The organism is Natronorubrum thiooxidans (genome assembly GCF_900156475.1).
Taxonomy (GTDB): Archaea; Halobacteriota; Halobacteria; order Halobacteriales; family Natrialbaceae; genus Natronorubrum; species Natronorubrum thiooxidans.
Map to the genome: position 1 here is coordinate 113,030 of NZ_FTNR01000010.1, position 9,982 is coordinate 123,011.

At 62.4% G+C, this 9,982-nt stretch carries 12 protein-coding genes; 9 read left to right on the top strand and 3 right to left on the bottom strand.

Features of this window, described 5'->3' with window-relative positions:
* Positions 1-88 precede the first annotated feature (88 nt).
* Together BW940_RS14135 and BW940_RS14140 are read left to right on the top strand one after the other, a co-directional pair.
* Positions 89-1,069, top strand: coding sequence for an ABC transporter ATP-binding protein (locus BW940_RS14135; RefSeq protein ID WP_394329403.1), 981 nt, complete (start codon positions 89-91; stop codon positions 1,067-1,069).
* Positions 1,066-1,941: an ABC transporter permease gene (locus BW940_RS14140; protein ID WP_076609865.1), complete on the top strand. Its 876-nt coding sequence runs from the start codon at positions 1,066-1,068 to the stop codon at positions 1,939-1,941. Before BW940_RS14135 ends, BW940_RS14140 begins: the two co-directional genes overlap by 4 nt.
* A 77-nt stretch (positions 1,942-2,018) precedes the next feature.
* Here the strand turns inward: BW940_RS14140 and BW940_RS14145 are convergent, their stop codons facing one another.
* On the bottom strand, positions 2,019-2,819 hold the full coding sequence (locus tag BW940_RS14145; protein ID WP_076609866.1) for a helix-turn-helix transcriptional regulator: 801 nt from the start codon (positions 2,817-2,819) through the stop codon (positions 2,019-2,021).
* A gap of 244 nt (positions 2,820-3,063) precedes the next feature.
* Here BW940_RS14145 and BW940_RS14150 point away from each other — a divergent pair, with 244 nt between their 5' ends.
* The 4 genes from BW940_RS14150 to BW940_RS21515 all read left to right on the top strand — a co-directional run bounded on the left by BW940_RS14150 (position 3,064) and on the right by BW940_RS21515 (position 5,212).
* Positions 3,064-4,053, top strand: a complete 990-nt coding sequence (locus BW940_RS14150) for a DMT family transporter (protein ID WP_076609867.1) — start codon at positions 3,064-3,066, stop codon at positions 4,051-4,053.
* 51 nt (positions 4,054-4,104) lie between these two features.
* Positions 4,105-4,404, top strand: a complete 300-nt coding sequence (locus tag BW940_RS14155) for a hypothetical protein (protein ID WP_076609868.1) — start codon at positions 4,105-4,107, stop codon at positions 4,402-4,404.
* Between the two features lie 226 nt (positions 4,405-4,630).
* Positions 4,631-4,963 carry a hypothetical protein gene (locus BW940_RS14160; protein WP_076609869.1) on the top strand — a complete coding sequence of 111 codons (333 nt, stop codon included), beginning with the start codon at positions 4,631-4,633 and terminating at the stop codon, positions 4,961-4,963.
* Positions 4,964-5,047: 84 nt separating this feature from the next.
* On the top strand, positions 5,048-5,212 hold the full coding sequence (locus BW940_RS21515) for a hypothetical protein (protein ID WP_159440170.1): 165 nt from the start codon (positions 5,048-5,050) through the stop codon (positions 5,210-5,212).
* Positions 5,213-5,361: 149 nt separating this feature from the next.
* Here BW940_RS21515 and BW940_RS14170 read toward each other — a convergent pair whose 3' ends face one another.
* Positions 5,362-7,053: an aldehyde ferredoxin oxidoreductase family protein gene (locus tag BW940_RS14170; protein WP_076609871.1), complete on the bottom strand. Its 1,692-nt coding sequence runs from the start codon at positions 7,051-7,053 to the stop codon at positions 5,362-5,364.
* A 145-nt stretch (positions 7,054-7,198) separates the two neighbouring features.
* Here BW940_RS14170 and BW940_RS14175 point away from each other — a divergent pair, with 145 nt between their 5' ends.
* On the top strand, positions 7,199-7,768 hold the full coding sequence (locus BW940_RS14175) for a DUF2391 family protein (RefSeq protein ID WP_076609872.1): 570 nt from the start codon (positions 7,199-7,201) through the stop codon (positions 7,766-7,768).
* Positions 7,769-7,947: 179 nt separating this feature from the next.
* Here the strand turns inward: BW940_RS14175 and BW940_RS14180 are convergent, their stop codons facing one another.
* The gene (locus BW940_RS14180) at positions 7,948-8,607 is read right to left on the bottom strand and encodes a helix-turn-helix domain-containing protein (RefSeq protein ID WP_076609873.1); all 660 of its coding nucleotides are present in this window, start codon (positions 8,605-8,607) and stop codon (positions 7,948-7,950) included.
* A gap of 132 nt (positions 8,608-8,739) precedes the next feature.
* On the opposite strand from BW940_RS14180, the gene BW940_RS14185 reads away from it, so the two are divergent.
* Positions 8,740-9,312, top strand: a complete 573-nt coding sequence (locus BW940_RS14185) for a magnesium transporter (protein WP_076609874.1) — start codon at positions 8,740-8,742, stop codon at positions 9,310-9,312.
* A complete protein-coding gene (locus BW940_RS14190) occupies positions 9,309-9,908 on the top strand; it encodes a magnesium transporter (protein ID WP_076609875.1) in 600 nt (199 codons plus the stop codon). The genes BW940_RS14185 and BW940_RS14190 overlap by 4 nt, the downstream gene beginning before the upstream one ends.
* Positions 9,909-9,982: the final 74 nt, after the last annotated feature.

Below are 9,982 nucleotides of genomic sequence, written 5' to 3' on the forward strand. Positions count from 1 at the left end.
TATCGGCTGTATGTCGAACGAACGAGCGATGACTGAGTCCGACAATCCACGCGAGCGCGCTCGAGAGACGGGGGCGGATCGAACGCCAATGTCGGAGCGACCGTCGATCGATATCGACGGCCTCGAACTGACCTACGGAGACGGGACGACGGCCGTCGACGGCGTCGATCTAACGGTCGCCGACGGCGAGTTCTTCGGGTTTCTGGGGCCAAACGGCGCGGGCAAAACGACGACGATCAAAGTCCTCGCGACGCTTTTGTCACCGACTGCCGGGTCGGTAGCAGTCAACGGGTTCGACGTTCGGACGGAGCCACGGAAGATCCGCGAATCGATCGGCTACATGGCCCAAGAGACGAGCATCGATCCCGAGTTGACCGCCGAGGAGAACATCCGATTTGCGTGTGAGGCCTACGGCGTCCCGCGTGGCGACCGCGACGAGCGAACCGCCGAACTGCTCGACCTCGTCGACCTCGTGGACGTCGCCGACAAGCGCTCAGAGGAGTTCTCCGGCGGGATGAAAAAGCGCCTCGACGCCGCAACAGCGCTCGTCCACCGGCCCGCACTGGTCTTTCTCGACGAGCCGACGACGGGACTCGATCCGAAGGCCCGAAATCGACTCTGGGAGTATTTCGAGCGGATTAACGACCGCGGGACGACGATCTTCCTGACGACGCAGTATCTCGAGGAGGCTGACAAACTCTGTGAGCGGCTGGCAGTGATCCTCGACGGTGAGATCGTCGCCGATGGCTCGCCGGCAGATCTGAAACGACAGGTCGGTGGCGACGTCCTCGACATCGAACTGGGTGGTGATGGCGAGGCCCGAACACGAGCCACAACGATCGCGCGGGAGTTCGACGCCTTCCGTGATGCGACCGTCGAGGAGACTGACACGGGGATCAGCGTCACCGCCGAATCGGCCCGCCAGTCCGGAACCGACCTGCTCGTCGCGTTGCGAGATGCAGGCCTGACCGTCACCGGATTCAACGTGCGAGCGCCGACGCTGGACGACGTGTTCCTCGCGATTACGGGCGAGCGTGTCGATACCAACGAGACGGAGGAGTCGGCGTGAGCACCCCAACCGACCAGCGGGCGACCGGCGAGGTTTCACGATCCGCGAACACGTTCGCCGGCGACGTCTGGGTCAACTTCAAGCGCTGGAATCTCAAAGCTGTCCGCAACCCCTTCGTGCTCGTCGTCTCGCTCGCACAGCCGGTGATTTTCCTCGTCCTGTTCACTGAGGTGTTTGGCAACGTCGCCGGCGGTGCCGTCAGTCAGGGACTTCCGGGCGTCGATTACACCTCGTTTCTCGTCCCGGCGATCGCGATTCAGGTCGCGCTCGCGTCGGCAGTCACTTCCGGGATCGGTCTGGTCAACGACATCGAGAACGGCATGTTCGAGAAGGTGCTCGTCTCGCCGATGAACCGGACCGCCGTCTTCGTCGGCAAAACCGCCGCCGAAGTGTTCCGGATTGCACTCCAGATCACGGTTATTCTCGGTCTCGGCGTCCTCCTCGGGGCGGAGATTGAAACCGGCATCGTCGGTGCCGCCGGGATCGTCGCCGTCGGGATCGTGTTCTCGCTGTGGTTTATCGCCTTCTCGAACACCCTCGCAGTGTTGACCCGCGATCAGGAGTCGACGATCATCGGCGCGAACCTGCTGCAGTTTCCACTCCTGTTCCTCTCGAGTGCCTTTCTCCCACTCGAGGTGCTGCCGACCTGGATCCAGACGTTCGCCCGGATCAACCCCGTTACCTACGGCGTCGACGCGGCACGGGCGATCATGCTCGACGAAAACGTGATGACCGTCCTGGAGGTGACGGCGTTCGACGGGGCGCTCAACACGATCGTTCCCGCCGTTGCCGTACTCGTCGGGCTGGGACTCGCCTTCGGTTCCGGTGCCGTCTACCTGCTCTCGCGGGCCTCGAGTTCGGACGTTCGGTGATCGACGCGTCCCGATTCAGCCCTCGCGTCAGGGCCCGTGCGGTCGAGACGCTGCTCGCCGCCGAGAGACGACTGAACTCACGCTGAAAACTCGTCGGCCTCGAGGTCGAGTGGCGTCGTCGCTGCCCAGTAGTCGTCGATCGTCTCCTGTGCCCACGCGCGGATGGCCGCATCGTCGGTGTCGATCGACGCTCGCAAGACGCCGTGTTCGTCCCGCAAGAGCAGGTAGACGACGTCGTCGAGGATCATGACCGCGAGCGGGACGTCACCATTGTGAACCCGGACGGACGCACCGTCGGTCTCGAGCAGCGTCTCGAGTCGGTCGCGAAGCGTCGTGTCGGCCGCCAGCGCCTCGATCGCACGCTGTGAGAAGACGCCGTTGAACGTCTGTGCACCCGTCGTCGTCCGTTCCTGGACGACCGTAAGCGTCTGTTCGTTGAACGCGTGTGAAACCGTCTGGACGTCTGTGGCATCCTCGAGCAACTCGAGCAGCCGGGAAAGCGGTGCGTTCGGCCGGGTCTGGCTCGGGGTCGTGATCGTCGCGTCGGCCAGTCGCTTCAGGTCGAACCCCATCGCCTCGGCGGGCAGATAGTCGACGACGTCACGGAGTCGTCGCTCGGTCTCGATGATATCCTGGAGGTCCGTAAACCCCGACGCAACGAGGTCTCCCGTCGCCGTCGCCGTATACTCGCTGCCCACCCGCCGGATCCACGAGCGGTCCTGAAAGTCACTGAGGATCCGGCCGAGCGTCGCCTGGGAAGCCCCCGTCTCGCTGGCCAGTTCGTTTCGCGTGCGTGCTCGCTCCGAAAGCAACCTGAGCACGTCGACGCGGTTCGCCGAGAGGGCAAGGAACTCGATCTCCTCAAGTGCAGACTCCATACGAGTGCTGGTCACTGTCGCATCATAGTGTTTTCGCACCATGAAATAGTTTCAACCTGTGACAGCATACGACACCGGTCAACTCTTTCCCGGCTGCAGGGGTGTTTCTCGCTGCAATACATTTTCTGAACGAAACTATAACCCCCGGACTCATAATTATTTCTAAGATGCAATACGGTTTCTCCATGCTGATCGGTCGTCGATCAGCAAAATTGTTGCACGAACGCCGAATCGAGGTGAGTCCGTGATCGACCGTCGCACGCTCGGCTTTTTCATCCTCTCGAGTTGCTTCTTCGGGGGGACGTTCGTCGCTGCGAAGGCCGGCCTCGAGTACTTCCCGCCGCTATTGTTCGTTGCGCTGCGATTCGATATCGCGGCGCTCGTCATGCTGGGATACGTCGCCGTGACCGCCTCGCGTGCGGAACTCCGCCCCGAGACGCGGGGTGACGTCGTCGGGATTCTCGCGACCGGCGTGCTCGTGATCGGACTGGCGAACGCGCTCATCTTCGTCGGCCAGCAGTACGCGACCAGCGCCGTCGGCGCGATTGTCTTCAGTCTCAATCCGATCCTGACGCCGGTGTTTGCGGCCGTCCTCCTCTCCGATGAACGCCTCTCGCCCCGTGGTGCGGTCGGGCTGGTTCTCGGCCTTCTCGGCGTCGCGCTCGTCGTCAGTCCCGACCCTGCAAATCTGCTCGGTGGTGACGCCGTCGGTCGGGCAATCTTGTTTGCCGGTGCGGTCAGTGCGGCACTCGGAGCCGTCCTCATTCGTCGAGTCAACTCGAGTGCGACGCTCTCGAGTACGGTCCGAATCGCGTGGGGATTGCCCATCGCTGCGGCGCTCTCTCACGGCTTTGCGCTGTCGGCTGGCGAGTCGATGACCGCGATCACGTGGACCTCGAGTGGACTCGTTGCACTCGCATACGTCAGTCTCGTCGCCGGCGTTCTCGCCTACATCGCCTACTTCGGACTGCTCGAGTCGACGGGCGCGATCCAGGCGAACCTGATCTTCTACGTCGTTCCGGTCGTCGCGACGCTTGGTGGCTGGGCGCTGCTCGGAGAGACCATCGCTCCGCTGGCGGTCGTCGGGTTCCTGACGATCTTCGCCGGCTTCGCCGTCCTCGGCAGCGAGTCCGTCGACGTTCGGTCGTGGCTCCCCGAGACGGTGGTCGAGACGCCGGTCACTGATGAGCCATCGTCGGTCACCGAAGAGCCTCGCGGGTTCCGGTCCGACTAGGCGGCAGGTGCAGGCACAACCGGCTTATTTTGTGAGCAGATACCGCAGTGCATGTGCGCAACGTTTTCCGAGGCGGATATCGGCAAACCCGTCGAACGGACCGACGGGAAGGTGATCGGGACCGTTGAGGAACTCGAGGCGGGGGCGGCTCGAGTCGAGCCAGCGCCCGACGTCGTCGATACGATCAAAGCCCGGTTCGGATGGGCCGAGATCGGCGGCCCGTTCTTGCTCTCGGAAGACGCAGTCCACGAAATCACCGACACCAGAGTCCACCTCAAGGAGGGGTTTTCCAGAGCCGACACGCGACTGGATACCGAAAGCGAACGCAAACGTCCACAGGCGGATCGATAACAGCGGTCTCGTTCTCTCCAGTCGTTGCCGGGACAACTATTCAGACGGTCTGCTGTCCGCCATTCCCGGCATGAGCGGGAGTCGTCCTGCGATCGCGCCGAGATATCGTTCCAGCAGAGCGTCCCAGAAAACTCGAATCGACCGGTCGACATATCAAATAGACCAAAAACCGAACGATGCCATCCATCGCACCGTCAGTTTTGTACTTGCGACCCATAGGTAGGGTATGAGCACGATCTTGCTGGCGGTCCTCGTCGGCATCCCCCTCGCGTGGCACCTCGGGCTCACGGTGGGTACGTACTACGACGCCGGAAACGTCGGCCTCGAGCCACCGAAGAAGTGGGCTGCAATCACCTTTTGCATCCCGATCTTTGGCTTCTTTATTTATCTCTTCGAGCGGAGCGAACTGTCCTACGACCCGGACACCGATCCCTACCGGGGCAACAACTTCAATATCCATCCCTCGCGGGCCGACGACACACCGCTGCCGTCTCGAGGCGACGATCGACTCCAGATCGACGACGACTGGGACGACGAGGACGACGGAAGCGAGCGGTGACCCGTTCGATAGCGACTACAGATCGTGTCGCTGCCGACAGTCATCACAGATCAGCCCCGCAAACCACTTCCGTTCGTTACAGCCATGGCAGAGTCGATACCACTCGAACTCCAGATCGATGGAGCGACGCTGTTCGGAATCGCACTGACGCTGTCGTTCGGTGGTCGATCCAGCCTGTTGTGGAATCGAATCCGGATCGACCCAGACCAGCGAACACTCCACCTCGTTCTCCTCCCCCCGCTCCCCTGACCCCGTAGCCATCTCAACCTGTCACTGTAGCTGAATCATTATAAGTATGGGAGACGTACCAAATCTGATCAGTACAGTAATCAGTCATTTACCCGGGCTATATCCGGGTACGCGTCAGGGATCGGTCGAAATCGGTACAGCAGACCGCCTCAGTCGTCTGCCGGTGTCTCAGTCGCGCCCGTCGCCTCGAGGCGCTCGGCGGGCACGGTGCCGTCGTCATCCCAGCCGCGTTCGTCGTAGTACGCCGCGAGGCCCTCCTCGAAGCCGGGGATCTCGTAGGGGAGTCGGTCGTCGGCGCGGTCGAAGCCACGCTGGTTGTTGAAGTGGCGCTCGAGCGAGACGACGGTGCCGCCGAGCTCGAGTAAGTCCTCGTAGTCGGCGTCGAGCAGCGTCTCGAGGCGCTCGGGGCTGACGAAGTCCCGCGAGAACTTACAGAGGACGCCGCTGTCTTTGATGACGTTGACGTTCTCGAGTTCGATGATTTTCGGTGGCTTGTCGTCGAGTCCCGTTTTGTCGAACGCCCGATCCGCGTCGACGAGCGGGTACTCGTAGGGGTAGAACTCGGCGTACATGTGGTCGGCTCCGCGGTTCGAGGTGGCAAAGGCGAGTCCCTGGCCGTTGAGCGTTCGGCCGTCGTGGGCGGGGAACTCCATGCCCTTTACCGTCCAGTTGTCGACGCCGAGTTCGTCGTGTGCGCGGTCGATCCCTTCTGCGAGCGTGTCGCCGACGCCCTCGCGGTAGGCGATTTTTTTGACGAGGTCGTGAATGAGTTCGACGTTGCCGAACTCGTCTTCGCTGGCGAGGTAGGCCGCGACGACGTCACCGGCCGAAATCGTGTCGATCCCGTACTCGTCACAGAGCTTGTTCGATTTCATCACGTCGACGATGTCGTCGACACCCGAGTTCGAGCCGAAGGCCATCACCGTCTCGTACTCCGGGCCTTCGGTCTCGAGGCCGGTTTCCTCGTCTCTGGTCGGCAGTTTGCAGGCAAACGCACAGGCCGAACAGGTGCCTTTCTTGTACTTTTTCTCCTCGACGCGGTCGCCGCTGATCCCCTCAGCACCCTCGAAGGAGAGTTCGGAGAAGTACCGCGTCGGCAGGGCCTCGACTTCGTTTGCGTACTCGGTCATCGAGGAGGTTCCCTGTCGTTTCATGATGTGGTCGGACTGGGCAGCCTCGCCGTGGATCTCCATCTGCAGCGGCGGGATCTCGACCTCGTGAGTCGAATCGCCGTCGAAGGTGATCGCCTTGACGTTTTTCGACCCGAGAACGGCACCGAGGCCGCCACGGCCGAACGCCCGCTCCTCGGAGGTCATGATCGAGGCGAAACGAACCTGATTCTCGCCACCCGGGCCGATGACGACGGTGTGTTCGGCCTCGAGACCGTGTTCGTCTTCGATGTACTCGCAGGTCTCGGGGACGGTTGCTTCCTCAAGCTCCGGCACGGCTTCGAACTCGACGCCGTCATCCGTGACGTGGACGATGACGAGATCGTCGCTCGCGCCGGTGATTTCGACGGCGCTGTAGCCCGTGCCAGTGAAGTTCCGCGAGAGGAAGCCGCCGGCGTTCGAGGAGAGCAAGCCGTCGGTCAGCGGCGAGACACTCGTCGCCGACATCCGGCCGGTAAAACTCATCGTCGAATGCTGGAGCGGCCCCGTCGCGAAAAACAGGCGATTTTCGGCACCCAGTGGGTCGGCGTCGAACGGCACCCGGTCGTACGCGAGTTTCGTACCGAGCGCACGCCCGCCGAGGAACGACTCGAGGACGTCGTCGATCGACTCTGTCTCGGCAGTTTGCTCGCCGACGTCGACCGTACACAGTGGTCCCTGGACGTGTTTCATATGCGATGTAGTGGCATCCGCGGCTGCAAAATGGTACCGGTTCCTGTCGTCTGAATGTCGGCTCAGCCCGACTGCCGCGGCGGTGTGGTCGATGTGTGACCCGTGGGGCCGACAATATATACGATCGGAGTGAGAGACCCGGCGTATGTCACGGTCGACCGATCCCCCCAACGAGGCGACGATGGACGACCTGTACGACCAACTCGAGACACTGGCAGAGACGGTCGACGATCCCGAGGAGCGAACGGAAGTCCGCCGAACGATGCGGCTGGCCGATCGACTCTCCCACAACGGGATGGTCAGTCGGGTGATCACCGAGTTCACGGGCAAGGACAAAGCGGAGGCGTTCGTCGGCAGCGTCGTCCTCGGACTGCCCTTACTCGTCGAAGATGGCGTCCTCGAGATCGGTGCGTTCCTCGCGGCGACTCCGGTGTTTTTCGTCGTGAATCTCGTCCTCGCCGCCACGCTCGTCGTCGGTATTCTCTACGTCGCTGACTTTCGAGACGTCCAGATCCACAACCCCTACTTCGGCGTGGTGCCCCGCCGTCCCGTCTGGGTGCTCGGAATCGCGTTCGCGACTGCAACGGTGATGATGACGCTGTGGGGACGCATCGTGTGGGACGAGCCTTGGATCAACCTCTGTCAAGTGTCAGTGGTCTTTACCGGAATGGCGATCGGTGGCTCGCTGGGCGATATCATCCCGGGCGAGGATTGATACGGTCTGCTGTACCGACGTACTGATCGGCCCGCAGAGCGGTCGCGGGTGCGCCGGTACTGACGTACAGGAGTCCGTATGACACTATGACCGTCAGTTACTCGAATCGCGATGCCATCGTCCGCCCAGAGCGCAATTCGCACGGTTGCCGTCGTCAGCGTCACCCTCATCCCGGTCGGTCACTCGTCCTCGAGCGCCGAGAGCGAGTCGACCAGTACCTGCTGGACACCCCGGCGAATCCGATCCGACATCGCCTGCTGGCTGATCTCGAGGTCGGCTGCGAGCTCGTCGAGGGTCACCTCACGAGGTGTCTCGAAGTAGCCACGATCGATCGCCAACACCAGCGCCTCCCGTTGCTCCGGCGAGCGGTCGAACACCGGCCCGCGGCGAGGGCGCTGTGTCAACGGAACCACCCGCTCGACGTGGATCCGAATCTCGTGGTCCGTACAGTAGGTATAAAACTGAGTGAGCAGCTCGTGTGCCGGAAACCGGATCCGAAAGAGCCAGCGCTCCCCGTGGTGGGCCTCGAGGAGCGTCGCGTTCGCCTCGACGAGACCATCGATCAGCTGGTTCGGCGGATCGATCGCCCACTCGATGCGATACAGCCCGTGCCGATCGATCACGCCGAACTGGTCGATCGACGCGACGGCCGACTGGGAGCGAACGCTCCGTTCGAACGTCTCGAAATCGTCGGCGATCACCCAGAGGAACGGAATGCTCTGGTCGCCAAGGGGGATGACACGCTCGAGTTCGATCAGTTCGACACCGCTTGCCTGCTCGAGTGTGCCACCAAGTAAGAACTCCGCCGCATCGACCGTAAATTCGAGGATCGCCACCATAGCTAGCGGAGGAGACGGATGGAGATATACTATTGGCGCGTCTCTCGCTGTGTCAGCTGGCGGTTGCGATCCCCGAGCGCGACCGTCGTCGTTCACGAACGCTTACCATGTCGGAGACGTATTTTGCGACAGATGGTTGGCCACGACTCCGCCGTCGACGTCTACAAGCAGGCGTTGCCGGTTATCCTCATCAGCCTCGTGGCAGGGCTGTTCGCGGGAACGTTACTCGGGACCGAAACCATGCGCGAGGGAATCGAGAGCGTCCCCGGGATCCTGTTGTTGCTTCCCGCGTTTCTCGCGACGCGCGGTGGCGTCTACGGCTCGCTGGGGGCTCGGCTTTCGAGTGGGCTCCACCAGGGGCTGATCGATCCCCACTTCGAGTGGAACGATCGCCTACGAAACGCGATCATCGCCTCGTTTCTCAACGGGATGATCGTCTCGGTGTTCATCGCGGTGCTCGCGTGGGGTGTCTTGCTCGTGCTCGGACGGGACGGCAGCCTGCTCGAGTTAGTGATCATCCTCTCGATCGCCGCGCTGTTGAGTGCGTTCGCGATGCTCGGGGTACTGCTCACGGTGATCTTCAAGGGGTATCGACGGGGGCTCGACCCGGACAACGTCATCGGCCCGGTCGTAACGACCGTCGGTGACGTCTTCGGCGTCGTGTTCTTGCTCATCGGCATCAGCGTTGCGGGGGCAGTCCTGTGAGTACCAGCAACGACGCCGGACACGACGAGGATCTGGAGGACGAACTAACGGAGTGGACCGTCCCGAACATCGTCACGACACTCGTCCCACTGCTCATTGGGCTCTCGATCCTGCAGATGGTCTCGGGTACCGTCCTCGAGACGTTCGAAGAACAGTTGCTCGAACACCCCGCACTGTTGATCATCGTTCCAGTGATGATCGGGACCGCCGGCAACCTTGGCTCAATCATGTGTTCGCGGCTCTCGACCCAGCTCCATCTGGGGACCCTCGAGTTCTCGCCGACGAACGCCAACATCCAGGCTAACGTCGCCGCGATCATGGGACTTGCAGCCACCGTGTTCGTCCTGCTTGGTTTCGCCTCGTGGGCCATCGGCCGTGCACTCGGCGGCACGCTGGGGCTCGCCCCACTCCTCGTTATCACGATCGTCAGCGGGATGTTGCTCGCCGTCTGGGTCGTCATCGTCAGCACCGTCTCGGTGTATGGCTCCTACCGACTCGGCTACGATCCCGACGATACGACGATCCCCGTCGTCACGAACATCTGTGACATCACGGGCGTCATCATCCTCTTTGCTGTGGTCTCGGTCGTCCTCTAAGACGGTCTGCTATCGCGGTGTCCCAGCACAGGACGGGTCGTGGGTGTGCCGGCACTGACTGATAGGCGAGCGGG

Bases quoted from the DNA above. Each gene is read 5' to 3' on its own strand.
- BW940_RS14175 (WP_076609872.1), top strand. From the start codon at position 7,199: ATGTCACGGTCGACCGATCCCCCCAACGAGGCGACGATGGACGACCTG.
- BW940_RS21515 (WP_159440170.1), top strand. From the start codon at position 5,048: ATGGCAGAGTCGATACCACTCGAACTCCAGATCGATGGAGCGACGCTG.
- BW940_RS14135 (WP_394329403.1), top strand. From the start codon at position 89: ATGTCGGAGCGACCGTCGATCGATATCGACGGCCTCGAACTGACCTAC.
- BW940_RS14145 (WP_076609866.1), bottom strand. From the start codon at position 2,819: ATGGAGTCTGCACTTGAGGAGATCGAGTTCCTTGCCCTCTCGGCGAAC.
- BW940_RS14185 (WP_076609874.1), top strand. From the start codon at position 8,740: ATGGTTGGCCACGACTCCGCCGTCGACGTCTACAAGCAGGCGTTGCCG.
- BW940_RS14160 (WP_076609869.1), top strand. From the start codon at position 4,631: ATGAGCACGATCTTGCTGGCGGTCCTCGTCGGCATCCCCCTCGCGTGG.
- BW940_RS14180 (WP_076609873.1), bottom strand. From the start codon at position 8,607: ATGGTGGCGATCCTCGAATTTACGGTCGATGCGGCGGAGTTCTTACTT.
- BW940_RS14170 (WP_076609871.1), bottom strand. From the start codon at position 7,053: ATGAAACACGTCCAGGGACCACTGTGTACGGTCGACGTCGGCGAGCAA.
- BW940_RS14155 (WP_076609868.1), top strand. From the start codon at position 4,105: ATGTGCGCAACGTTTTCCGAGGCGGATATCGGCAAACCCGTCGAACGG.